At 40.8% G+C, this 25,442-nt stretch carries 24 protein-coding genes and 1 tRNA gene; 15 read left to right on the top strand and 10 right to left on the bottom strand.

Features of this window, described 5'->3' with window-relative positions; translation table 11 throughout:
• Positions 1-7: 7 nt before the first annotated feature.
• The 5 genes from ACKPCE_RS04725 (at position 8) to ACKPCE_RS04705 (ending at position 6,830) form a co-directional block, all read left to right on the top strand.
• Positions 8-838 carry a hypothetical protein gene (locus ACKPCE_RS04725; protein WP_319504378.1) on the top strand — a complete coding sequence of 277 codons (831 nt, stop codon included), beginning with the start codon at positions 8-10 and terminating at the stop codon, positions 836-838.
• Positions 835-2,223, top strand: a complete 1,389-nt coding sequence (locus tag ACKPCE_RS04720; protein WP_319504377.1) for a rhamnogalacturonidase — start codon at positions 835-837, stop codon at positions 2,221-2,223. Before ACKPCE_RS04725 ends, ACKPCE_RS04720 begins: the two co-directional genes overlap by 4 nt.
• 95 nt (positions 2,224-2,318) lie before the next feature.
• On the top strand, positions 2,319-4,358 hold the full coding sequence (metG, locus tag ACKPCE_RS04715; RefSeq protein ID WP_319504376.1) for a methionine--tRNA ligase: 2,040 nt from the start codon (positions 2,319-2,321) through the stop codon (positions 4,356-4,358).
• 26 nt (positions 4,359-4,384) lie between these two features.
• Complete coding sequence (locus ACKPCE_RS04710) at positions 4,385-5,830, top strand: lipopolysaccharide biosynthesis protein (protein ID WP_319504375.1); 1,446 nt, start codon at positions 4,385-4,387, stop codon at positions 5,828-5,830.
• A 1-nt stretch (position 5,831) separates the two neighbouring features.
• Positions 5,832-6,830: a glycosyltransferase gene (locus ACKPCE_RS04705; protein WP_319504374.1), complete on the top strand. Its 999-nt coding sequence runs from the start codon at positions 5,832-5,834 to the stop codon at positions 6,828-6,830.
• 3 nt (positions 6,831-6,833) lie between these two features.
• Here the strand turns inward: ACKPCE_RS04705 and ACKPCE_RS04700 are convergent, their stop codons facing one another.
• The 4 genes from ACKPCE_RS04700 to ACKPCE_RS04685 are packed head-to-tail and all read right to left on the bottom strand — an operon-like array spanning position 6,834 to position 9,987.
• Entirely contained in the window at positions 6,834-7,334 is a 501-nt protein-coding gene (locus ACKPCE_RS04700; RefSeq protein WP_024996022.1) for a 3-deoxy-D-glycero-D-galacto-nonulopyranosonate 9-phosphatase, read from the bottom strand.
• 5 nt (positions 7,335-7,339) lie between these two features.
• A complete protein-coding gene (locus ACKPCE_RS04695) occupies positions 7,340-8,380 on the bottom strand; it encodes an N-acetylneuraminate synthase family protein (RefSeq protein ID WP_319504373.1) in 1,041 nt (346 codons plus the stop codon).
• 6 nt (positions 8,381-8,386) lie between these two features.
• Positions 8,387-9,139 (bottom strand): cytidylyltransferase domain-containing protein, encoded by a 753-nt coding sequence (locus tag ACKPCE_RS04690; protein WP_319504372.1) that lies wholly within the window; start codon positions 9,137-9,139, stop codon positions 8,387-8,389.
• Entirely contained in the window at positions 9,136-9,987 is an 852-nt protein-coding gene (locus ACKPCE_RS04685; protein ID WP_319504371.1) for a hypothetical protein, read from the bottom strand. The genes ACKPCE_RS04690 and ACKPCE_RS04685 overlap by 4 nt, the downstream gene beginning before the upstream one ends.
• A 118-nt stretch (positions 9,988-10,105) precedes the next feature.
• Here ACKPCE_RS04685 and ACKPCE_RS04680 point away from each other — a divergent pair, with 118 nt between their 5' ends.
• Entirely contained in the window at positions 10,106-11,374 is a 1,269-nt protein-coding gene (locus tag ACKPCE_RS04680; protein ID WP_319504370.1) for a glycosyltransferase family 4 protein, read from the top strand.
• Entirely contained in the window at positions 11,367-12,122 is a 756-nt protein-coding gene (locus ACKPCE_RS04675) for a glycosyltransferase family 2 protein (protein ID WP_319504369.1), read from the top strand. Before ACKPCE_RS04680 ends, ACKPCE_RS04675 begins: the two co-directional genes overlap by 8 nt.
• Here the strand turns inward: ACKPCE_RS04675 and ACKPCE_RS04670 are convergent.
• On the bottom strand, positions 12,093-12,797 hold the full coding sequence (locus ACKPCE_RS04670) for an SIR2 family NAD-dependent protein deacylase (protein ID WP_276966176.1): 705 nt from the start codon (positions 12,795-12,797) through the stop codon (positions 12,093-12,095). The genes ACKPCE_RS04675 and ACKPCE_RS04670 overlap by 30 nt on opposite strands.
• A gap of 216 nt (positions 12,798-13,013) precedes the next feature.
• Here ACKPCE_RS04670 and ACKPCE_RS04665 point away from each other — a divergent pair, with 216 nt between their 5' ends.
• The 5 genes from ACKPCE_RS04665 (at position 13,014) to ACKPCE_RS04645 (ending at position 15,628) form a co-directional block, all read left to right on the top strand.
• Positions 13,014-13,598 carry a BamJ family beta-barrel-assembly machinery protein gene (locus ACKPCE_RS04665; protein ID WP_024996016.1) on the top strand — a complete coding sequence of 195 codons (585 nt, stop codon included), beginning with the start codon at positions 13,014-13,016 and terminating at the stop codon, positions 13,596-13,598.
• Positions 13,599-13,614: 16 nt separating this feature from the next.
• A complete protein-coding gene (locus ACKPCE_RS04660; protein WP_319504368.1) occupies positions 13,615-14,481 on the top strand; it encodes a BamJ family beta-barrel-assembly machinery protein in 867 nt (288 codons plus the stop codon).
• A 199-nt stretch (positions 14,482-14,680) separates the two neighbouring features.
• Positions 14,681-15,145: an Lrp/AsnC family transcriptional regulator gene (locus tag ACKPCE_RS04655; RefSeq protein WP_024996014.1), complete on the top strand. Its 465-nt coding sequence runs from the start codon at positions 14,681-14,683 to the stop codon at positions 15,143-15,145.
• A 6-nt stretch (positions 15,146-15,151) separates the two neighbouring features.
• Positions 15,152-15,463: a DUF4491 family protein gene (locus tag ACKPCE_RS04650; RefSeq protein ID WP_276966182.1), complete on the top strand. Its 312-nt coding sequence runs from the start codon at positions 15,152-15,154 to the stop codon at positions 15,461-15,463.
• Between the two features lie 91 nt (positions 15,464-15,554).
• Positions 15,555-15,628: transfer RNA gene (locus ACKPCE_RS04645), tRNA-Ile, on the top strand.
• Positions 15,629-15,843: 215 nt separating this feature from the next.
• Here ACKPCE_RS04645 and ACKPCE_RS04640 read toward each other — a convergent pair.
• Together ACKPCE_RS04640 and ACKPCE_RS04635 are read right to left on the bottom strand one after the other, a co-directional pair.
• Entirely contained in the window at positions 15,844-16,296 is a 453-nt protein-coding gene (locus ACKPCE_RS04640; RefSeq protein WP_319504367.1) for a hypothetical protein, read from the bottom strand.
• Positions 16,297-17,005: 709 nt separating this feature from the next.
• Positions 17,006-17,200: a hypothetical protein gene (locus tag ACKPCE_RS04635; protein ID WP_319504366.1), complete on the bottom strand. Its 195-nt coding sequence runs from the start codon at positions 17,198-17,200 to the stop codon at positions 17,006-17,008.
• Between the two features lie 111 nt (positions 17,201-17,311).
• Here ACKPCE_RS04635 and ACKPCE_RS04630 point away from each other — a divergent pair, with 111 nt between their 5' ends.
• Positions 17,312-17,884 carry a DUF4738 domain-containing protein gene (locus tag ACKPCE_RS04630; protein WP_319504365.1) on the top strand — a complete coding sequence of 191 codons (573 nt, stop codon included), beginning with the start codon at positions 17,312-17,314 and terminating at the stop codon, positions 17,882-17,884.
• Between the two features lie 451 nt (positions 17,885-18,335).
• On the opposite strand, the gene istB is transcribed toward ACKPCE_RS04630, so the two are convergent.
• From istB to ACKPCE_RS04615, 3 genes are all read right to left on the bottom strand, one after another.
• On the bottom strand, positions 18,336-19,052 hold the full coding sequence (gene istB / locus ACKPCE_RS04625; protein WP_319504364.1) for an IS21-like element helper ATPase IstB: 717 nt from the start codon (positions 19,050-19,052) through the stop codon (positions 18,336-18,338).
• An 18-nt stretch (positions 19,053-19,070) separates the two neighbouring features.
• Positions 19,071-20,630, bottom strand: coding sequence for an IS21 family transposase (istA, locus tag ACKPCE_RS04620; protein ID WP_319503750.1), 1,560 nt, complete (start codon positions 20,628-20,630; stop codon positions 19,071-19,073).
• 365 nt (positions 20,631-20,995) lie between these two features.
• Positions 20,996-22,441: a S41 family peptidase gene (locus tag ACKPCE_RS04615; protein WP_319504363.1), complete on the bottom strand. Its 1,446-nt coding sequence runs from the start codon at positions 22,439-22,441 to the stop codon at positions 20,996-20,998.
• Between the two features lie 1,024 nt (positions 22,442-23,465).
• Here ACKPCE_RS04615 and ACKPCE_RS04610 point away from each other — a divergent pair.
• Together ACKPCE_RS04610 and ACKPCE_RS04605 are read left to right on the top strand one after the other, a co-directional pair.
• Entirely contained in the window at positions 23,466-24,176 is a 711-nt protein-coding gene (locus ACKPCE_RS04610; RefSeq protein ID WP_407654953.1) for a M15 family metallopeptidase, read from the top strand.
• A 4-nt stretch (positions 24,177-24,180) separates the two neighbouring features.
• Positions 24,181-25,362: a THUMP-like domain-containing protein gene (locus tag ACKPCE_RS04605; protein ID WP_319504362.1), complete on the top strand. Its 1,182-nt coding sequence runs from the start codon at positions 24,181-24,183 to the stop codon at positions 25,360-25,362.
• Positions 25,363-25,442 lie beyond the last annotated feature (80 nt).

The raw sequence follows: 25,442 nt of genomic DNA, 5'->3' as shown, positions 1-25,442 counted from the left end.
AATACCAATGAAGGCTTATTTAAAAAAATGGTGGTTGTTCATTCTGATTCTGGCTATGCCGGTTAACAGCATGGCTCAAGAATATAAGATATGGCAGTTTACCCCCGAACAATTGCCTAAAATAGACGGCAACGCAACAGATTGGGAAGCGGTTCCCGACTCATTCGTGATTAGCATTGATCGGATGAAAGAAGATGAAGGGAGATACACCAGCGCCAAGAAATCAACTTTAGATATTCGGGTCAAGGTGGCTTGGTGCGCCGGAATCAATCGGTTGTATTTTCTTTACGAAGCCTATGATAATTATTGGCGATTTAGCGAGAACAGTTTAAATACTGACATATTTGAGGTGGTAGTAGATGGCAACTGCTCAGGCGGCCCTTTTATAGACCGATTCTTTCCCGGCAAAAAGACTGACGTATGGCAAAGTTGGTTTAATTTTCACGGTTGTCATGCACAAAACTACCACATTTTCACCCCACCGCACAAAGAAGACTGGTGTATGTTGTGGGGACCACAAGTTTGGCTCAAAGAAAAACCTTACGCAGATTACGCATATAAATATCATTTCAAAGAGGGCAAACCGGGAAAGTTGACACTGGAGTTTTACCTTACCCCCTTTGATCATGCAGATGCTGCCGGTCCGCAAAAGTCAAAGCCCGCGATTCTACAAGAGAACAAACACGTAGGTTTGTGCTGGGCCGTCATTGATTATGATGCCGATCGGCAAAATAAAGACGGGTTCTGGAACCTCTCGTCGGAGCATACCATGTATGGCAATGCCGATTATCTTTTGAAAATGCGTTTAATGCCTCTCATTAAAAATAAAAAGCCATGAAACACATCCTCTGTTTGCTGTTTTTTCTTAGCCTGACAACTGTCGATCTTGCTGCAGCCACACACAATATCAAAGAATATGGCGCTATAGGAGATGGCAAGCACATCGATTCTCCGGCCATAAATGCTGCTATTGAAGCAGCAGCTCAAAACGGCGGAGGCACCGTCTATATTCCAACAGGAAAATACGCTTGCTACTCCATTCGGTTAAAAAGCCACCTGACCATTTATCTGGAAGCAGGTGCTGAAATTATAGCAGCATTCCCTACGCAGACAGCCGGTTATGACGAAGCAGAGGAGAACCCTCATAACCTATATCAGGATTTCGGACATAGTCATTGGAAGAATTCACTGATGTGGGGCATCGGTCTGGAAGACGTCACCATCTGTGGACCGGGGCTTATCAACGGGAAAGGATTAACCCGTGAAGAAAGCAGATTACCCGGTGTGGGCAATAAAGCCATCAGTCTCAAATTATGTAAGAATGTTATTCTAAAAGATTTCTCCATGTTACACTGCGGGCATTTCGCTTTGTTGGCTACCGGTGTAGATAATCTGACCATTCATAATCTTAAAGTAGATACCAATCGCGACGGATTTGATATTGATTGCTGTCGGAACGTACGAATATCCGATTGTAGTGTGAACTCTCCCTGGGACGATGCCATCGTGCTCAAAGCATCGTACGCATTAGGCTTCTTTCGTGACACCGAGAACGTTACCATTAACGGTTGTTACGTATCCGGATTTGATAAAGGCACCATGTTATCGGGTACATACGAACGGCTGCATCCGCAGGCACCCGACCATGGATTTGTAACCGGAAGAATTAAGTTGGGAACCGAATCAAGTGGAGGCTTTAAGAATATAGCCATCAGTAATTGTATTTTTGAACGTTGTAGGGGACTGGCATTGGAGACCGTTGACGGTGGTCATCTGGAAGATGTTGTAATATCCAACATTACCATGCGCGATATAGTGAATGCCCCTATTTTCTTAAGATTAGGAGCCCGTATGCGTAGTCCGGAAGGAACGGCTATAGGAACGATGAAGCGCATACGGATAAGCCATGTGAATGTATTTAATGCCGATTCGAGGTACTCGTGTATCATAAGCGGCATTCCAGGCGCACGGATAGAGGATGTCTCTTTTCAAGACATTCATATCTATTTTCAAGGAGGTTATGCAGAAGAAGACGCCAAGAAAACGCCGCCCGAACAGGAAAAAGCGTATCCGGAGCCTTGGATGTTTGGCACGATTCCCGCTTCAGGTTTTTACGTTAGACACGCTAGGAACATTCATTTTGAGAATGTCAACTTCCATTTTGAAAAGCCCGACGGCAGACCCCTTTATGTAACCGATGATGCCGAGATAACCAGAAAATAAGTCCACACAGATGTTTTTATTGTCTTTTTGCAATAAAATAACGGTATAAAACCATTATCTTTGCACGTTGCAAAAAGATAATAAAAACTCAAGATATGGATAAAAAGTTCAAAAGAACAACCGTGACCTCAGCACTTCCTTACGCAAATGGTCCGGTTCATATTGGCCACTTGGCAGGTGTTTATGTACCCGCAGATATTTACGTGCGCTATTTAAGATTGAAAAAACAAGACGTTTTGTTTATCGGTGGATCTGATGAACACGGAGTACCCATTACCATCCGTGCTAAAAAAGAAGGAATCACCCCTCAAGACGTAGTTGATCGTTATCACTCAATCATTAAAAAATCATTTGAAGACTTTGGTATTTCATTTGATATTTATTCGCGTACATCATCTGAGACACACCACAAACTGGCTTCAGACTTTTTCCGTACCTTGTACGACAAAGGAGAGTTTGTAGAAAAAACGTCCGAACAATATTACGACGAAACGGCACATCAGTTTCTGGCCGACCGTTACATTACCGGTGAATGTCCGCATTGCCACTCCGAAGGAGCTTACGGCGATCAATGTGAAAAGTGCGGAACCTCACTTTCTCCCACTGATCTGATTAACCCCAAAAGCGCTATCAGCGGAAGCAAACCCGTGATGAAAGAGACAAAGCATTGGTACTTGCCTTTGGACAAGCATGAAGGGTGGTTGCGCCAATGGATTCTGGAGGATCATAAAGAGTGGCGTCCCAATGTGTACGGACAGTGTAAAAGCTGGCTCGACATGGGCTTACAGCCTCGCGCGGTGAGCCGTGACCTTGATTGGGGAATCCCTGTACCGGTTGAAGGTGCGGAAGGAAAAGTACTTTATGTATGGTTCGATGCACCCATCGGATATATTTCAAATACCAAAGAGCTACTGCCTGATACGTGGGAAACCTGGTGGAAGGATGAAGAAACCCGTTTGGTACACTTCATCGGAAAAGACAACATTGTATTCCATTGCATCGTATTCCCTGCTATGTTGAAAGCAGAAGGAAGCTATATATTGCCCGATAATGTACCCAGTAATGAATTCCTGAATTTGGAAGGTGATAAAATATCAACTTCGCGCAACTGGGCAGTATGGTTGCATGAATATCTGGAAGAATTCCCCGGAAAACAAGACGTTCTTCGCTATGTGTTGACCGCCAATGCTCCGGAAACGAAAGACAATGATTTCACATGGAAAGATTTTCAGGCGCGCAATAACAATGAATTAGTAGCTGTTTACGGCAATTTTGTTAACCGTGCTCTGGTACTTACTCAAAAGTATTTTGAAGGAAAGGTTCCGCAAGCAGGCGAACTGACTGAATACGACAAAGAAACATTGAAGGAATTTGCTGATGTTAAAACGGAAGTTGAAAAACTACTCAATGTATTCAAATTCCGCGATGCACAAAAAGAAGCAATGAATCTGGCACGTATCGGAAACAAATACCTGGCCGACACTGAGCCATGGAAACTGGCTAAAACTAATATGGACAGAGTCGCTACCATCCTGAACATCAGCTTGCAGTTAGTGGCCAACTTAGCTATAGCCTTTGAGCCTTTCTTGCCGTTCAGTTCTGAAAAGTTACGTAGAATGCTCAACATGGAGAGTTTTGACTGGGCCAACCTGGGACAAACAGACCTATTACAAGCCGGTCATACACTCAATACGCCCGAATTACTATTCGAGAAGATTGAAGACAGCACCATTGAAGCTCAGGTGCAAAAATTACTCGATACCAAAAAAGCAAACGAAGAAGCCAACTACAAGGCCAACCCCATTCGTGCTAATATTGAATTCGACGATTTCATGAAGCTCGACATACGCGTTGGTACTGTTTTGGAATGCCAGAAAGTACCCAAAGCAGATAAACTGCTGCAATTCCGTATTGACGACGGCTTGGAACAAAGAACCATTGTATCGGGCATCGCCCAGCATTACCAACCCGAAGAATTGGTAGGGAAACAAGTTTGCTTCATAGCCAACTTAGCTCCACGTAAGCTCAAAGGGATTGTTAGTGAAGGAATGATTCTTTCTGCGGAAAACAATGATGGAAGCTTGGCTGTTATCATGCCCCAAAAAGAGGTTAAGCCGGGAAGCGAAGTTAAATAGACGCTTTTTTTTAAGCTATTAGCATAATGAAAGAGCAATCGCTAAAACAAAAAACAGTCGGAGCTCTGCTCTGGAACTTGTTGGACCGTATGGGACAACAAGTTCTGTTGTTTATTGTAGGCATCATCGTTGCCAACATCCTCTCCGTAGAGGATTACGCATTGGTGGGGATGCTTGCTATCTTTACCGCTATTGCCAATATTGTACTCGACAGTGGTTTTAGCTCCGCTTTAATTCGGAAGCAAGACGCTACCGAAGAAGATTATAGTTCCGTTTTTTACTTCAATCTTTCTATTAGCGTAGTACTATATGTCATCCTTTTCTTTGCCGCTCCTTACATTGCTCAGTTCTATAATCAACCGTTATTGACAGGTCTTACCCGGATCATCTTTCTAAGCCTGCCGTTCAACTCGCTAAGCTTAATACAAAACACTCTTCTGAACAAGAAGATAGAGTTCAAAAGGCTTGCAAAGATAAACTTTATATCCTTGTTGATATCGGGTGGCTGCTCACTGGCTATGGCCTATAACGGACTGGGTGTATGGACATTGGCATGGCAGCCGGTTATCTTGTCGTTTAGCAAATCTGCCCTGCTTTGGATGTCAAACAAATGGCGACCGAAGCTGATCTTTAAACTCTCTAACATCCAGAGTTTGTTTGGTTTTGCTTCATCTCTGTTGCTTGCCAGCCTCATCAATTCTATTTTTACAAACATCTATTCAGTAGCCATCGGTAAGTTGTATCCTACCAAAGATCTGGGCTATTATTCTCAGGGTAACAAGATCAGCCTGATGGTTATCAGTTCCATCTATTCCAGTCTGCAAGCTGCCACATATCCTATTTTTTCGAGCATTCAAGACGACAAAGAAAGAAGCATCCGGTCTTACAGAAAAACCATACGTTTTACTGCATTCCTTACCTTTCCGTTAATGATTGGACTTGTTTCCATAGCCGAACCGTTGATTTCTATTCTTCTGAAAAAGGAATGGGCAGGCTGTATACCCTTCTTTCAGCTCACTTGTATAGCCGGTATCTTTACCATACTAACATCCATCAACCAAAATTTCATTAAAGTATATGGCCGGTCTGACGTTATATTCAAATTAGAAATAGTCCGTACCGTTCTTATTATTCTTGGCCTCTTGGTTTCATTAAAAGAAAGCGCCTTAGTCATGATTGGCATTCAAACACTCATTCAGGCAATTATCTACCTGATCAGCATAATCTATATTGGCCACTCTATTGAATATTCATGGACGAAACAACTCAAGGACATACTTCCCTATACAGTGATTTCAGTTTTGATGTGGGGACTGCTAGTGATACCTGAATATTACATAGGTTCCTATTACGCGTTGCTTCTGACTAAAATGACGATTGGCATCCTTTTCTATTACATAACCAATAAGTACTTAGGATCACAAATACTTCGGGAAGCCGTTGAAATACTCTTTAAACAAAAATCCAAATAACATGAATTCTCCATCAGTAAAAGTAAGTATCATTATGTTGGCATACAACATAGGTCGGTATATTGAAACTGCCATAAAAGGAGTTATCCAACAAAAAACCAATTACCAGATACAACTCGTAATTGCCGAAGATTGCAGCACAGACAACACATTGGAAATATGTACCCGTTACAAAGAATTGTATCCTGATATAATTACATTGGTAGCACACGAAAAAAACAGGGGATTACAACGGAATTTCATGTCGGCACACGAACATTGCACCGGTGAATACATCGCAATTTGTGATGGAGATGATTATTGGATAGACCGGAAGAAACTACAACGCATGACCGATTTCATGGACAAACATCCTGATTTCGCCATCTGTTTCCATCGTGTCATTAATTACTACGAAGAAGACGGAAGTAAAAGTTTATCAAACGGTGGGCAGAAACAAATTACAGATATCAGAGACCTTGCCAGAGGGAATTACATAACCAACTCATCTTCACTTTTCAGACGGAGTTACTACCCACAAGTGCCCGAATGGTTTGGTCAGATTAACCTATGCGATTATGCCATGCACATGCTGAACGCACAACATGGAAAGATATACTATTTCAAACGTCCCATGGCAGTATACCGCAAACACAGCAAAGGAATATGGAGCGAGAGAGATACCGATAAAAAGCTAGCCATCACGTTGCATGTCAGAGAGCTCTTAATGGATTACTTCAAAGATCAAGCAGAAGTTCTTCAAGGGCTCAGACAGTCCCATAAATCCATCTCATTAAACCTGATCAGGTATTATATGCAGAAAGGAGATACCAACATGGTAACAGTTGTAGAAGACAGAATTCTCACATACAACCCTGGAATAGAGAGACAACAACTGCAAAAAGAAGCCGCAGATACCTCATTAACTCTGAAACAACGCTTGCGACAGTCGGTTATGCACTGCATGAAACAGGGCAGAGTTTTGGTATCACGATTAATGCCTCTGCCCGGAGTTCGATAAAAGCTACATGACACGACGTAAGGCCTCTTCCAGCATGCCATTATTGACCAATATCTTCTCTACAAATTCCCTAAAGGCACCAAAGCCACCGTGAGCAGACGTGACATAATGAACTTCCTTTTTGATATAAACTGGAGTATTAGCCGGAGAGGCACTAAAGCCAACCTCTCTGAGAAGACGGATGTCATTGATATCATCACCAATAAAAGCCACATCGGCGAGAGTAATACCCATTTCCTCGCATAATTCACGCGCCTTAGCCAATTTATCATTAACTCCCAGATAGCAACGCTCTATCTTCAATTTAGCCGCACGTTTCTGTACAATCTGCGTATTCTCACCGGTCATAATGGCAACCGGAATACCAAATTCACGGAGGAAAAGTACACCCCAGCCATCTTTCACCGAAAAACGTTTCATGACATCACCATCGGCCGTATAATACATGCCACCGTCTGTCCACACACCATCAATATCTGTAATCACCAATTTGGGTAAAGCCATATCTTCTATTCTATATCTTTGGGATAAATTATTTCGTTACGTTTAATGGTTGCCTTCACTTTTTTACCGACAACGCTATCTCTGTCCACCCATTTGTAGCCATCACCCGGACTTAACAAATGAATATCATCTTCCGTGATAACATGACCGGGCAACAATTCCTGCCTGGTAGCTATTGAGCGTTCAAGCTTTACTTTGGAACCTGCCACACTCTCATCAATATAAAGTTCCTCTTCGCCTAACCACCTCTCGGCTATTCGTATATCTCTGATCATGCGGTTTACACCCTCAGGCCCTAAAGAACCCAATTGATCGGTTCCTTTCATGTGCCGATCAATCGTGATGTGCTTTTCAATGATTTCAGCACCCATACCTACAGCGACCACCGGCGCAGAAATGCCAATGGTATGATCCGAGAAACCAATACGATATTGTCCGTAATGCTTTTTCAGATAAGTAATGGTTTTCAGATTCAGGTTATCCGGATAAGTAGGATATTGAGAAACACAGTGCAAAATGGATATCTCAGAATGATATCTCGTGATCACAGCCAGTGCCTCATCCAACTCTTTTTTACCCGCCATACCCGTTGACAAGATGATGGGTATTTTCGTTTCCGCCATAATTTCCAACAAAGGCAGGTTCGTCAAGTCACGGCTCGCCACCTTTAAGAAATCAGGAGTAAACAGTTTGAGCAAAGACATGCAACCTCTTGAACAAAGAGTCTCCACAAAATCAAGTCCTAAAGACTTAGCGTGTTTATATACTTCAAAGTGTTCTTCATCGGTAAGCTCTAAGAAAGCACGGTGCTCTCCATAAGTCCGTCCAAAAGAATGCGGAGAGTCATACAACCTATTCATCTGAGAATCAGTAAGTTCCTCATTCAAATCACGTTTAGTCATTTTCACCGCATCCATAGGACACAAGTCCAAACCAAAGACCTCCTCCTTTACAGGACGTGATACTAAATCAACAATAAGTTTAGCGATGTCAACCGATCCATTATGATTCTGTCCTATTTCACCTATTATATAAGTACTCTTCATCACCTATTATTTTTCATTTTTTGCAATATTCTCCAGCATCTTCGCACGATAGTCCGGATGCTGCTTTACTAACTGTAGCAATTCACTCACTCCGCCTCCATTGATAGCCTTAAAATCAGCATACAAACTCTGGAGCAACGTAAAATCGTCCATTGTATCGAGCGTGAAACGCAGGTCAAACCTTCCTTCCAGATAATCGGGTAACGGCAACAAACGAACGGAAAACTCTTCGGGATGAGTGTACATGTAAATTGTGACATGCTCCACATAGAGTTTCTCCTGCGTAACCTTTACTATTCGTTTCAAGGCATCCAGCGTAGTGACTTCCGCAAACAATCCCAGATGCGATTTAATGGTAGGCCTTCCGTCTTCAAAGCCAAACGCCACGTAATCAGCCGGCAATTCATCATGCGCATTTAGCAATGTTTTAAAGCTGTCCGGCTGCAGAAACGGATTATCCGAACACACACGCACCATTCTGTCCAGTCCAAAAGCTTCTCCCGCTTTAATAAAGCGATCTAACACATTATCCTCATCGCCACGAAAACAATGAATGCCCAGTTTACGGGCAGTCTCTTCCAGCACATCATCCTGCTTTCTTACCGTAGTAGCCAGTACAATACACATTTCCGGGAAAGCCGCCTTTATATTTCCTATCAAAATATCGAGAATGCACCTTTCTCCATCAAACGGCAGCAAAATCTTGTTATGCAACCGAGTAGAGCCCGTACGAGCCTGAATAACTATTCCATCTTTCATATTTTCATCCTCCTGAAAGCATCAATGTATGATCCGGGCGTGACGTTAATCACTTCCTTCCCTTTTTTACGAGCATAAGCATCCAATACAAAATAAGACTTGAAAGCCACATACATGTGATACAGAATCGTATAAAGATGAGCCGAGTTCAAATCTTCTTTCTGTACTTTGGCCGCCTGAGACTGATTCTCATCATAAAAATGCTTTTGATGCATTAATACTTCATTGTCATCGGTCACCGTAATCTCGGGCAACCACGAATGATCGGCTCCCGCCAGATATATCTTCTTAAAAGGAAGTCGCAACCCCACTGCAATAGAAGGAATCAATACATTGTGAGGACGCGGCACTCCCCATCCCCTATCAAAAATAAAGTCACATATATTCTGAAATCCCTCTATCGGCGTTGTGTTATATGCATACACTTTAATATGGGGATTTGCAGCAAGCATGGGTTGCCAATCTTTGTTTTTGTAAGCCCTTACAGGAATAAAGAGACACATGGGCCACACTGTTTTCCGAGCCATTGTTTCAAAAAGTTGAACACGTTTCTCGGGCACTATCCAGAAAAGAGGATCTGCAATCAGATACAACTCCGGTTTCAATTCCTCAAACATAGGAGAAGAGACACAAAAGTTCACTGCCAACAATGTTTTTCCTTTTATAAACCCTGCCGCTTCTTGCACCGTTTTGTTAAGTGAAGGTCCGTTAGCCAGAATCAGTAACTCATCTGCATTACGGAAAGAGGTAGGCAACGTAGTGTTTAAGCGCGACTGAAGTACTATTTTCACTACGCTTAACAAGCTTTGCCAACCTTGTTCCATCCGTTTCATCCATTTATCTCCCATATACTATTTTGCTTATATCCGGCAAAGATAGATACTTTACCGTTTTTTACACTAAAAAATAAACGAATTTATAGATAGAAAGCGGTAAAAGCACTACTTTTGTCAAAACATTCAGCTTATGAGAGTACTATTAATCAACACTTCCGAACGAATTGGCGGGGCCGCCGTTGCCGCAAGCCGCCTCATGGAATCATTGAAGAATAACGGCATAAAAGCCAAACTATTGGTACGCGATAAGCAAACCGAACAAATCAGTGTGGTAGGGCTGGAACGTTCCTGGCTGCATATTTGGAAATTTGTACGGGAGCGCATCACCATTTGGCGAGCCAATCATTTTAAGAAACACAATCTGTTCGCGGTCGACATAGCCAACACCGGGACAGACATTACTTCACTGCCCGAATTCAATGAAGCAGATGTCATTCACCTGCATTGGATCAATCAAGGAATGCTTTCATTAAAAGGAATTGATAAAATTCTAAGATCAGGCAAACCGGTTGTGTGGACTATGCATGACATGTGGCCATGCACTGGCATTTGCCACCACGCACGTGAATGCACCAATTATGAAGAAGGTTGCCACGATTGTCCGTTCATCTACGGAGGTGGAAGCAAGAAAGACCTTTCGTACCGCACCTATCGCAAAAAACAAAAGATATACAAAGACCATTCCATGGCATTTGTGACTTGCAGCCATTGGCTGGAAGAAAGAGCACGAAAAAGCAACTTGTTGACAGGCAAAAAGATTTTAAGCATACCCAACCCCATTAACACCAATCTATTCAAACCCGCTGATAAGGAAGAAGCAAGAGAACGGTGCATGCTACCGCAAGACAAACAGTTGATTCTATTCGGTTCGGTTAAAATAACCGATAAAAGAAAAGGCATTGACTACCTGATTGAAGCATGCAAAATACTTGCCGAAAAACATCCTGATTATGTTGACAAGCTGGGCGTGGTCGTATTTGGTAACCAGTCGGGCCACCTTGAAAACCTGTTGCCTTTTAAAGTATATCCGCTCAATTATGTCAGAGATGAACATCGCTTAGTAGATATATACAATGCAGTTGATTTATTTGTGACCCCTTCCTTAGAAGAAAATCTGCCCAACACCATCATGGAAGCCATGGCTTGCGGAACACCCTGTGTAGGCTTTCACGTGGGTGGAATACCCGAAATGATAGATCATTTACACAATGGTTATGTGGCACAATATAAATCGTCGGCCGATTTTGCCAACGGTATCCATTGGGTGCTGAGCGATCCGGCGGAATATCACAGATTATCGGAAGAAGCTTGCCGAAAAGTTGTTGCTAATTACTCAGAAAGTATTATTGCCAAGAAATACATTGATTTATATAACAAGATAACAGGAAAAAATGCATAGCCATATCACCCCTTTGTTTTCAATAATAACCGTTACCTACCATGCAGAAAGCGTGTTGGAAGAAACGATATTGAGTGTTGTGTCGCAAACCTACCACAACCTAGAATATATTATTGTTGACGGAGCATCCAAAGATCGCACTCTTTCTATTGTGAACAAATACAGAGATAAAATTCAAGCAGTAGTGAGTGAGCCCGACAAAGGGTTATACGATGCCATGAACAAAGGATTAAAAATGGCAAAAGGAGAGTATGTATGTTTTCTCAATGCCGGCGACACTTTTCACGAAGATGATACCCTGCAGCTCATTGTTCATCAGCTGAACAAAAGCAACGTACTGCCCGATGTCATATATGGTGAAACCGCATTGGTCGATGTACAAAGACACTTTGTTCGGATGCGCCGCCTGCAGACACCCGATACATTAAACTGGAAAAGTTTCCGTCAAGGAATGCTGGTGTGCCATCAGGCGTTTATTGCCAAACGCGCCCTTACCGAAACTTACGACTTGAATTATCGGTTTTCGGCAGACTTCGACTGGTGCATTCGGGTAATGAAAAAAGCATCTCTCCTGCACAACACACGCCTCACCCTGATTGATTATCTGGATGAAGGCATGACAACTAAAAACCGGAAAGCATCCTTAAAAGAACGTTTCCGGATTATGGCCAAACATTACGGATACATAAGCACCGTTCTTCATCATATATGGTTTGTTCTACGCCTTTTGCTTAAGCCGGGACAATAATTCGACAACCCCTTCAGAAGCGCCTTTTCGGATCACTTCAATGTGTCTGTACGAATTAACCTGTACCTCATGAGGGTCAATCAGGTAAACAGCAGCCTGTTTCGGCACATAGTTGAGCAAGCCCGCCGCCGGATAGACATTCATCGAAGTGCCTATAATCACAAACACATCAGCCTGTTCCACAAATGTTACCGCTGTTTCAATTTGAGGAACCGCTTCACCAAACCAAACGATAAAGGGGCGTAATTGCGAGCCGTCGCCTGCCAAGTCACCCAGTTTAACTTCGTACTCATCCGGTTGGAGCTCTTTCACATAACGTAAATCGTAAGGCGCATAACTGGAACAAACCTTTGTAAGCTCACCGTGCAGATGAATAACCCGATTGCTACCTGCCCGTTCGTGCAAGTTATCCACATTCTGTGTAACGATTGTCACATCAAACTCTTTCTCCATTTCTGCCAATAACTCATGCCCCCTGTTGGGCGCTACAGTTAGCAGTTGCTTTCTTCTTTCATTGTAGAATTGAGTCACCAGAGCCGGATTTTCGCGATAACCCTCCGGTGTAGCGACTTGTTCAACCGGGTATTTATCCCATAAACCACCGGCATCACGAAAAGTGCTTAAGCCACTTTCGGCACTCATTCCCGCACCCGACAATACAACCAATTTCTTCATAAGTAATCTCCCGATATTTGTTTAAATCTGTCAATGATCTAACAAAGGTAGCAACAATTGGCTAAATAATTAATCATAAAGATATAAGAATAAGAAAAATTAAATACTCAAAAACATAATGATTCAAATAAAACACGTACTTTTGCCTCCATTATTTGCTTAACAGCCCAAAGATGTTATAAAGAAAAGACACTGACGGCTAACAACAAAAAAATTATGGATAAATTTAGCTATGCAATTGGCCTGGGAATTGGTCAAAACTTATTGGGAATGGGTGCCAAAAGCATCTCAGTAGAAGATTTCGCACAAGCCATCAAAGACGTGCTCGAAGGTAACGAAACAGCAATTAGTCACAATGAAGCACGCGATATAGTGAATACCTATTTTGCTGAATTAGAGGCTAAAATGAACGCTGCCAGCATAGAACAAGGAAATAGCTTTTTGGAAGAGAATAAGAAGAAAGAAGGAGTTATCACTCTTCCTAGCGGACTACAATATGAAGTAATAACCGAAGGTACAGGCAAGAAAGCACAGGCTACGGATCAAGTTAAATGTCACTACGAAGGCACATTGATTGACGGAACGCTTTTTGACAGCTCTGTTAAGCGCGGACAGCCCGCCGTTTTCGGTGTAAACCAAGTTATTCCGGGATGGGTAGAAGCGCTTCAGCTAATGTCCGAAGGAGCCAAATGGAAACTATATATTCCTTCTGACTTGGCATACGGTGCACAAGGAGCAGGAGAACTGATTCCTCCTCACAGCGCTCTTATCTTTGAAGTTGAATTAATTCAAGTACTATAACAAAAAACAAAGTAAAATGAAAAAAGTTAGTTTATTTATGGCTATTGCAGCCGCAACCAGCCTTGCTTCTTGTACAGCACAAAGCCCAAAGGCAGATCTTAAAACAGACATCGATTCTTTATCATACTCTATCGGTATGGCTCAAACTCAAGGTTTGAAAGACTATTTAGTAGGAAGAATGGATGTTGATACTGCATACATGGATGAATTCATCAAAGGTTTGAACGAAGGTGCAACTAAAACCAGCAAAAAAGATATCGCTTACTTAGCAGGTCTTCAGATTGGTCAGCAAATCAGCAACCAAATGGTGAAGGGCATCAACAAGGAACTTTTCGGTGAAGACTCAACTAAAACCATCAGCAAAGAAAACTTCTTAGCAGGTTTCGTTTCAGGAACTCTTCAAAAAGGCGGTGTGATGACTATGGAGCAAGCACAGCAATTTACTCAAACCAGAATGGAAGCTATCAAAGCTAAATTGATGGAATCTAAATTCGCTGAAAACAAAGCTGCCGGAGTTAAATTCCTTGAAGAAAACAAGAAAAAAGCAGGTGTAGTTACTACTCCTAGCGGATTGCAATACAAAGTTATCACTAAAGGAACCGGTGCTATTCCTGCTGATACAAGCAGCGTGAAGGTTAACTACAAAGGTACTTTGATTGACGGAACAGAGTTTGATAGCTCATACAAACGTAACGAGCCTACTACTTTCCGCGCTAACCAAGTAATTAAAGGTTGGACAGAAGCTCTTACTATGATGCCTGTAGGTTCAAAATGGGAAATCTATGTTCCTCAAGAACTTGCTTACGGTGCAAGAGAAGCCGGACAAATCAAACCTTACTCAACATTGATTTTCGAGGTTGAACTTCTTGGCATTGAAAAATAAAGAATTACTTTTTCTCAATGTATAATAAAAAGAGAGGTGAAATATAATATTTCACCTCTCTTTTTATTTGTATATACAGAAACGAAGAGCAAAAAGTACACTAAATGAATGATTTTACATCCTTTTTTCCATTGAAATAAAAATAATTCTCTATATTTGCTTACTTTTTGATAAGAAGTGGAATTAATAACTCATAATTATGGAGAAAATCGACAATTTAGACAAGCAGATTCTGGAGATCATTTCGCAGAATGCGCGTATTCCATTCAAAGACGTTGCCGCCCAATGTGGTGTTTCAAGAGCAGCCATTCATCAGCGTGTGCAAAGACTCATTGATATGGGAGTAATTGTAGGCTCGGGCTATCATGTAAACCCTAAAAGCTTAGGTTACAGAACATGCACCTATGTCGGTATTAAACTGGAAAGAGGTTCAATGTATAAAACCGTAGTGGCCGAACTTCAAAAGATCCCTGAAATAGTGGAATGTCACTTTACCACCGGTCCGTATACCATGTTAACCAAAGTATATGCTTGTGACAATGAACATTTAATGGAATTGCTCAATAACAGAATGCAGGAAATTCCGGGAGTAACTGCTACCGAAACTTTGATTTCTCTGGAACAAAGCATCAAGAAAGAGATTCCTATCCGCATAGATAAATAATGAAATATGGAGTTTCTAAATGAATATCATCTTGCGGGACTTTTTATAGGTATCTGTACCTTTCTTATCATCGGCTTGTTTCATCCGGTGGTAGTAAAGGCAGAATATTATTGGGGTACCAAATCCTGGTGGATATTTCTAGTGCTGGGAATTGCAGGCACTATTGCCTCATTATACGTAGAGAACATTCTTATATCTTCTTTATTGGGGGTATTTGCCTTTTCTTCGTTCTGGACAATCAAAGAAGTATTCGAGCAGGAAGATCGGGTGAAGAAGGGTTGGTTCCCTAAAAACCCCAAGCGTACTTACAAATTTTAAGGTTCCCGATAAACTTACTTCGTGTAACTCTTGCATATATCGGCAAAATGCATTAATTTTGCCCCACAATTCAAGAGAATTGTACTAGTGCGGGCTTTTAGCTCAGTTGGTTAGAGCAACAGACTCATAATCTGGAGGTCCTAGGTTCAAGCCCTAGATGGCCCACCGCAATGAAAGTAGGAGAAAACCGTAATGGCTTTCTCCTACTTTTTTTTTAGCGGATCATACTGAAATCCTGAGGGATTGTCATGTTAAGCATAAATTTTAGATAATCTAAATAAGAAGAATGCCACATCAGCATGCGTGGAGTGATGATAAATGAATCCTACGGGATTTTATTATTCAAGAGTTTTTGGAAGACCAAAAAACAAACTTGCAATTCATTCTATCCTCCAATATGTAGGTGCATTGAGTGTGTCAAAAACAGAAAAGTGGCCGGTTTCTCGAGGGTCAGTAATTGATATTCCTGGAATATCAATTATTTTATAGTAAAAAGTGGTATCTACTATTTTTCTTTGCGAAAAAAGAACAGTATCTAAGGAAATTAAACGCAATTTAATTTTAATACTATCTTTATCTTGCTTATTAAACGAAGCTACTTTCATCCCCCAAATATCATCAACATTCACTTCGGAAAAATCAGTAAAATAAGAACCACTAAACAATAAACTATCATTAACCCATAATTTTACATAATCTTTGCCACTCCGACTATTGTCAGATAAATTCACAAGTATAAAAAAAGAATTCTTATTTGATTCTCCCTCTTTCTTAGAACAAGATAATAATAATAAGAGAGAACTTCCTATCAATATAAATAATAGTCTTTTCATTTTACTACACATTTTCTAAACCAGCCACTACGTATCGGATTATTAAAGTTCAATTTATTGTTTATATAGTTGTCTTTTATTGACATTGCCTGGGTTTGGTTAAGCTGAGTAGATTTGCTATAATCTCCACCCTGTTTATTAACTTCAACTGCTTGCGTCATTAAATTATTTACATTCTCTTAGTCTACCAGATACAGCAATCCACCAGTATGTCTCAACTCAATCGACCAATGACACTATTCTCAATTTCCGTCCGTCGGCCGCATAGGTGTATGTATCCGTGGCAGAAAAAATCTTAAGCGTCTGCGGCAAATTTAAGACATTATATGAGATTTCGATTATACCTTTATTATAATATTTTGTCAGGTTGCCATTTTTATCATAAAGATATTCTGTTGCAAGATTGGCATTGTTCTTAAAATCCATCGATTGAGAGAGAGTAACCCCGGAAGCTGCGTCTTCTATCTTCACCAGTTGATTGCCAGCACAAGTATCATTATAGTAAAGAGTTCGACTAAAAAGAGGGGAAGCAACGGACTTTATCCAAGAACGGATATTATAGGCATACGAACAGGCCAGAACGGATTGTTATTTTTTTTATTGCTATAAAATAATCGTAATTAAAAACGATACTTTTTAAATTGTTTTAATTACAATACTGCTGTCTATAGACATTTTCTTTCTAAACTTTGCAATAAAATCTTGATACTTAAGAATCATCGCCTTCTTTTGTTCCCCATATTTTAGAAAGTATTTCATTTCGAGGTACTACCGCTTTTCGCACAATAAAAGAAATATTTAACTTCCATCGTAGTAAGTGGAAGCATACAGCAATGCTAATGTATGTGCTCCAGCTTTCTTGAAGTAAATAGACACCTAATAAGAAAAGTCCTACCAGATTCATAATTGGTTAATATGTCTTTAGAGCCATCCTCCGAATATTTAAATAAAAGCATAACCGCCATTCAGTATAATTATTTAAATTTGCCGAAATACCAAACTAATACTAAAAGACATGAATAGAAAATTCTTATTAACATCAATATTCGTAGTAGTATATTTAGTATCATCATGCAGTGGGACAAAAAATAAAATCAATGATGAAAATACAAGAGACTCAATGGGTGTAGATCTATCTATCAAACCGGCCCAAGTAGGAAAAGAACTTAGGGTTATACCTTTTGAAACTGAAAATGTAGATTCTATTATCGGTAGCTATCATGTTTTATACAAAACACAAGATAATGGGCAAGTTGTTACTACCTATCCAATTACAGATGGAAAAGGGCAGGATACTGTATACTATGCCTGTGGGGATGTAATATTAACCATAAATAAAGATGGAAAAGACATTCTTTTAAATAGAAAAATACAACGAGATGATTTTAGGGCTTTTATACCTGAAAAAGAGATTGCGAAGTATAGTTTATCCAATTTTTCAATAAGAGAAGTGAGAGATAATGAAATAACCTTTGATATTAGTTTTTGTATTCCTGACACAGATATATATTATCCGTTTGAATTAGTTGTATCAGATAATGGCAGCATAAAAATCAATGAAATAATAGAACAAGAAAGCGATATGTGACCACGTAATAAACAGAAAAATATTTGTTTCTTTGACAGCAAGTATCTTTTCAATGATTTTAAAGACAGGCAACTAGTATAAATATAATAGCTTTTAAAGATGTATAGATAAGCTCTATTTAGGTTGCCTCTCATATTCTGCGCACAAGAGAAATTATCCATTATTTTCAATAATGAGACAAAACCCACTCCCAACAAATATCTGCACCGCTTACTACATCCTTCCAAGTTGACTCTAACTGTACAGTAGGGAGTAAAGTCGTTTCCCCACATTTAGCAGCATCCGGGCGAATAAATATTTTATGACTAATGCAGCCTTTTACATTGGTATTAGGCAACATCCAGTATAACAAATCACCGTAGTGATGCATATTTCGGTGATACCCACCCAGCGATTTCGGTCATATCCACCCAGTGTTTTTACTGATACATGGCTTTCTTTTGCAAATTTATTATTTCTTTCTCAAACTCTCTCCTTTAATATCAAAACGATGTGACGAATGTACAATTCTATCCAGTATCGCATCAGCAATAACCTCATTGCCTATCACATCATACCATTTACTAACCGGCAGCTGACTTGCAATAATTGTAGCCTTTCTCCCATGTCTGTCCTCTATGATTTCCATAAAATCGTTTTGTTGTTGCCCCTCTAATGCTTTCATTCCAAAGTCATCGATAATGAGTAAATCCACTCTGGATATCTTGGCAACCAACTTGATGATTGTTCCATCTACCCTTGCCAACTTGAGTTTACCGAGCAATTTCTGCATATTGAAGTAACACACTTTATAACCTTGATGACAAGCTTTGTTTCCTAGTGCGGTAGCCAGATAACTCTTGCCTACTCCTGCAGCACCAGTTATCAGGATCGCCTCTCCTTTATCTATATAACTTCCGGTACCCAACGCTGCCAACATGTTTGAATCTACCCCACGATGACTACCGGCTTGAAGTTGTTCCAAGGTTGCACTGTAACGGAAGTCTGCCTCTTTTACAAGGCGGTTATTCCGATTCGTTGTACGGGTATCTCTCTCTGCCTGCAAAAGTAGCATGATTCCGTCAACAAGAGTAAGCTTATCTAAACGTTTGGTTTCGCCAAGTGAAGCCCATAGGCGAGCCATGCCTGATAGCTTGAGCGAGTGAAGTTCTTTAATAATTTCTTCCATGATACATTATTTTATAAATTATTGATAATAAGCCGCTCCCCGGATATTCTCATGATTATCCGGTTCGGGATTCTTTTTAATTGCATTTTCCTCTTCGATAAAAGCCTGTATGTTGCGCAGTACACGTTCCACAAACTTGTAGGTGTATTGTTTATGTTCCATGGCTATCCGGCAGGCTTTTTCCATTTCCGCTGCGGGGGTTATTCTTTGAAGACGCAGTAAGCCGTCACAGCGATTGTAAAAGAACTCCGGTGGCACATTTTGGGAAGCGAACATTAAGGTGAAGAACTCTCTTAATACAGCAGACTTTTCTCCTGCTCTCTCTGTATAGTAGGCTACAGAGCGTTTGTTGTATGCATTAGAATGTGAAGCAGTATGTTCTTCCAACATGCTGTAACCAAAGCCTTCCACGCGTGGGTGAGTAGCAATACGCTTACCTTTGAGATACACCTTGACCAGCGTACGAGTATAGATTACTTTGACTTTCTGCCCGATGTATTGATAAGGAACCGAGTAATAATGCTTGTCTCGTCCTAGGTATATACAACAATTAGCGCTAACGGTCAGCTCAGTATCATATTGCACTTCAAAGCGGGATTCAGGCAGTGGCTTAAGAGTTCTCTTTTCATCACTGATAAAGTGCTCCTCACGACTATAGGGACGTTGTTGCATCCGTTTGCGGTTATGTAACCGTGTCTGCTCGAACACAGCTTTATTAAGGTCTTCCAAAGAGAAAAACATACGATTACGCAAAGGAGCGTACACCCGTTGATATAACAGTTTAACTTGATTCTCAACTAAGCATTTGTCTTTAGGCTTGCCTGGTCTTGCAGGCAAAACCACAAAACCATAATGGTTACCCAAATGCTCCATCAAACGATTTATCTCAGGCTCGTAGCGGTCACTTTTGGTAACAGCTGACTTTAGGTTGTCCGGAACGACAATCTTAGTTACTCCGCCAAAGAAGCAGAACATCTGGGTAATGGCATAAATAAAATCTTCACTCTTTTGTGAAGGCACGCAAAGGGCAAATGCATAATCCGTATAAGGCAAGCAGCCCACAAAGGTCTGCACTTTAATGATTTCCCCCGTATCCATATCTGTATATTGCATTGGATCACCGGCAAAATCAATGTAGCACTTCTCCCCAGCCATATAAGTATTCACTAAGACAGTGGAAGGTGTTTGGATAGCAGCGTGTTGGTTCAGGTGGAAACAGAATTGGGTGTACCCGTAACCGCAGGGATACTCAGTGATATACTCCTCCCAAAGCCGTAAACGGGTTACGTGTTTACGGGTAAGCTCTTTCTCCAAATAAGGTAATCGCTTAGAAAAATCTTCAAACCGCTTGTCCACATAAGCAGGAGAACCACCGTTAAATAGATGCTCCAACTCAGGATTATCTTTTTGCAATACCTCTTGAAGATCAATGGACAAGCCTTTAAACTGACGGATGTATTTATTTACCGTTTCTTTGTAGAGTCCAAGTTGTGAAGCGATAGATCGGTTGGAAACTCCACTATGGTGTAATTGAAGTACTTGTTTTAGTTTACTCATTTCTGTTATTTTACCCGCCATATAATTGTGCATTAATTTATTATCAATTAAAACTAGAGCACAAAAGTAAAACAGATGTGAATATGACTGGGTGGCAATGCTCCGAAATGCAAACGAAGGTGCATAGTGGGTGGTAATGCTCCGAAACATGAAGATAAACAGACTAATACATCGTAATTTTGGGTGGCAATGCTCCGAAAAAGAGGACATTTTTGAACAGAACCATCTAAGTGGGGGGTAATGCTCCGAAATGCCCTTGGAGCATACCCACAAATGGAAACATTTGCTCCAAAATAAAGGCGTATGATTACTGTTTTTTATCATTTTTATCCCAGTTTATTCATAAACAAGGTAAATATGACTCAAAAATGGCTTTCAAAAAACAACTAGTTACGAGTTGTAAGCAAGCTATTTGGGGAGAAATACTGGGTGGCAATGCTCCGAATTATGCAGTAGTGACAAGGCTTATACGAACTTTTTCCTCCTATAACAATGCCCAAGTTATTATCAACAATAGTCGAGACCAATAGTCCGGCGCTACTGTAGGTCTTCGCGTTTTGAATAACAATCAAGTTGCCATTAAAGACCAAAGCGGCATCTTTGTTTAACCGGAAATACCCTTTCGTTTTTTCATCCCTCTGAGTTCTTTTATTTAATGAAGGCAGAGAGGAGCTTTGATATAGTTTCCCCCATTCAAACGATTGATGGTTGTCTAAAAAGGCCTGCTTATATTTATCTGCCAATAAGGGATAAGTAGCTTCCCACAATTTTGAAAAACGAATAGCAGAGCTATATCTTTTAATCTGTTGATATGGCTTTATCCAAGAAAGTAAGACATCGCAAAGCCTACTATTTCCTCCTGAATTATTCCTAACATCAACAACTAGCGTCTGTATCTTGGCATTTCTCATTTCTTGAAACATTAGTTCTAAAAACTCATCAAATCTTGGAATCTGAGACAGTCGCTTCTCCAACGATTCAGGAGATAATCCAGCACTAGATTTCGTCATGTCGTATTGAGAACGCAAAGAACATTGATCAACACAAGTATTAAATTGAAGATAACAAATACTTTTTTCAGGCAATATCTTATAAAGAAAAGGAGACTTACTGTTTTTCCTGACTGAATTAGTTGTAAGGTTATAAGGCATAAAAGCCATATTGATTTTTTGTTTAGAAGTAGGACGAAGAGAAATGGCTGTTCCGTCAGAAAACTTAAACTTCAGCATTGAATCGGGCAAGCAGTACACATTATTTTCCCAAACAGAATATAATTGCATAAAGCCACCCACCTTATCGTAAAAATAGATTTCATTATCTGAACTGATAGACGCTTTAAAACTATCAATAACTTTAAATGCTGGTTGATTATTTATTTCTAAGATTTCATTGCCCAAAGCTCCTTCGTATTCTTTATTAATGCCTCTCAAGTACACTTTATCAGTATCTATATAAAGCATGAATGGGTAGATCAAGGATTCATTTACAACGGGCAACAGCGCTGTATGCCCATCATTTAATCGACTTAAAATGGCCTGTAAATAACTTCTAAACGCTGTAATTGAGGTACACGTTCGCATTTCTCTATATCCTACTGTCCTTAAACTATCCATATTAAACGGAGCTGGTAGGCCAGACGAGAAAACCGGATGCACCTCTCTTAACAGTTCAGTCATTAAAAGAAAATCTTTTTGATAGTTGTTGCCATCTTGATAATCACTTGAATTCATGATGGCACTATTTTCATATTTTTGTGCCATCTGAGCATTAGATGGCAATACATTAAAAGCTACTATATGAACAAACAATAATATAAATTTTCGCATCATCATCGTCAACAAGTTAATTCATTGTAATTACATATTTACATTTACAAATATAATATATTTTCCTAAAAGCACAAATTAGAATAACGATTATAAGAGTATGATGTAAAAACGAAACAATTAAAACAATCGGTCATTCACCATAACGCTTTACATTTTTGTGATAGGAAACGATCAATTGAGTAAAGCGTTTAGTGAACCTATATTAGGTTATTACAGTTAACCATATAGCAGAACTAACTTTACAAATTACACCCTTTACCTCTTTAATTAGCCAAATCTTGTCAAGAGCAGATTTATGCATTATTAACCAATAAAGCAGGGAGCAACAATCATCAGCAAGACTTGGGCAAAACATAACCAACTTTTTGAAAAACATAACCGCCGATTTTAAAAAGATAACGAGCAATTTGAAAAGATAAACCGTCTTTTGGGTCATGACAAACCGTCTCTTGGCCGTAAGACGGTTTGTCGCGGACCTTTTGCTACCGTGCAAATGGCAATAAGCAACCGTCTCAGCGAAAAAATGAACGGCACATAACGAAAAAAGGCAGGAGTTTGAGCTCCTGCCTTTGCGCCTATAATAATTTGAATATACTATAAGATTATAGGTACAAAGATAATACATTATACTGTCAGCTCCAAGTAATTCGACCTATTATTTGTTTGTAACAATCACACAATTATCTGTTATACAATCCATGCTATTCAAACCAACAGAGACCGAACGGTTTTTTGCCGTTTTTCATCAAAAAGCACTCAAAATAGCCTAAACGTCGTCTTCTTTTTAGTTAAATTGGAGTTAATGAATCTATAGTCTTAGTTAAAAGTGATAGATAGTGAGGGTAAAACAGTCGTTTTAGTGGTAGACATCTTTTACCATCACTACCCCGAAACGCCTTTCAGCAAATGGTTTTAACAAGTTAGTGAGGGTAAGTGATGGTAAACCACACTTTTTTTTCTCTGGGAGAGTGAGGAACAACCAAAATACAAGTCTAATGGACTATATTTGTAAACGCTAAATGGATATATGATGTACAAGTTGTTTTTAATATACGTATTTCTTTTGCCAAGTCTCACAGAGCCTCCTACTCGCTCTCTGCCGGTATTGCAGATTGATACTCTTCCGGCTAAGAGCGCCACGGCCATGTACTTCGATTCGTTGGGGCTGACTAATATTGCGGATGTTGACTCTACCATACAGGTAGATTTAATGTATGCCTCGCCTCACAACTTTACGGGTCGGGTATTATACGATAATCTCAAAGAGGGCTATCTGCATCCGGATGCGGCTAAAGCGCTGGCTGCGGCACAGAAGGAGTTACGGAAAAGAAAGCCGGGCTATAGCCTCATCGTTTACGATGCAGCAAGACCGATGTCGGTTCAGCAAAAAATGTGGGACGTGGTGAAGGGTACAGCCAAGAACATCTATGTTTCTAATCCGGCACGTGGCGGCGGACTGCACAATTACGGTCTGGCAGTCGATGTCAGTCTGGTTGATCCTACCGGAAAGCCTTTGCCGATGGGAACTGAGGTTGACCATCTGGGTTATGCCGCACACATCAATGGCGAAGATGCTTTGATTCAAAAAGGGGTGATAACAGCTCAGCAGAGAGCCAACAGGGTATTGCTGCGCACCGTGATGAAGCATGCGGGATTCAGAACCTTGCCCACTGAATGGTGGCACTTCAATTTCTGCAGCCGACAAGTGGCCAAACAAAAATATAAATTGATTAAATAGGCGTATGCAACTCAACAAGGAAACCATCGCATTTATAGAAGAACATCTGCATGATGATGTACGAGCACTTGCTTTAAAAGCCGGAAAGTTGCCGCAAGTTGATCTTACGGCGGCTCTGACGCAAATTGCAGGCAGACAAATAGCAGCCGTCAAGATACCGTCGTGGCAGTTGGTCAAGGAGATTCTCTATCCGCAACATTTGTCTATGGAGCAGTGTTCATCGGAGGTAACCGCTCGCTACAAGGCGGAATTAGTGAGTGGAGACACGTTGTGCGACTTGACCGGTGGGTTTGGTGTAGACTGTGCTTTTCTCTCGGCCGGTTTCAAGCAGGTTACATACGTGGAACAACAGTCTTCGTTGTGTGAACTGGCGGCAAACAATTATCGGGTGCTGGGGTTGAATCACATTAAGGTGGTCAATGAAGACGGGGTTGCTTATCTGGAAAAGATGGAGCCGGTTGATTGTATTTTCATGGATCCTGCCAGGCGTAATGAACACGGCGGTAAGACGGTTGCTATTGCCGACTGCACACCGGACGTAGGGGCTTTGCAGTGTTTATTGACCCACAAAGCTCAGCGTGTAATGATTAAGCTGTCGCCCATGCTCGACTTGGCGCTCACTTTGCAAACCATGCACAGTACTTGTGAAGTGCATATTGTGTCTGTCAACAACGAATGCAAGGAGTTGCTACTCATTCTTGCCGCAGGGGTACAAATTGCGGAACCTGAAATTCATTGCGTGAACCTTACCCATAACGGGAAACAATGTTTCTCCTTTACCCGTTCACAAGAGCAGGAGGCTACATGTACCTACGCCGATGACACAGCGTTGTATTTGTATGAACCCAATGCTTCCATCTTAAAAGCCGGCGGGTTTAAAGTGCTTTCTGCTGCCTACTGCATGAAGAAGTTGCACCCCAATAGTCACCTGTACACGTCGGACGAGCTGGTAGCTGATTTCCCCGGACGGGTGTTCCGCATCGAAAAGTCTTACTCCTTTAACAAGAAGGAGATGAAGGACTTGCTCGGCAACATAAGCAAGGCCAACATCAGCATACGCAATTTCCCGTCGACGGTTGATGAGTTAAGGAAACGTACCAAACTAAAAGACGGGGGCGATGTGTACCTGTTTGCCACCACACTAAACTCGGGCGATAAGGTTCTGCTGGAGTGTTACAAAGTGTAAGCCGTAACAGAATCGTATCATATTTGTCATTCAACGTTAAAACAATTGTAAAGTGACCGCAACGAAGCGTGTCTACTTTT

The organism is Bacteroides graminisolvens, from assembly GCF_963666085.1.
In the GTDB taxonomy this organism is placed as follows: Bacteria; Bacteroidota; Bacteroidia; order Bacteroidales; family Bacteroidaceae; genus Bacteroides; species Bacteroides graminisolvens.
This window is presented reverse-complemented; position numbering and strand designations above follow the sequence as displayed.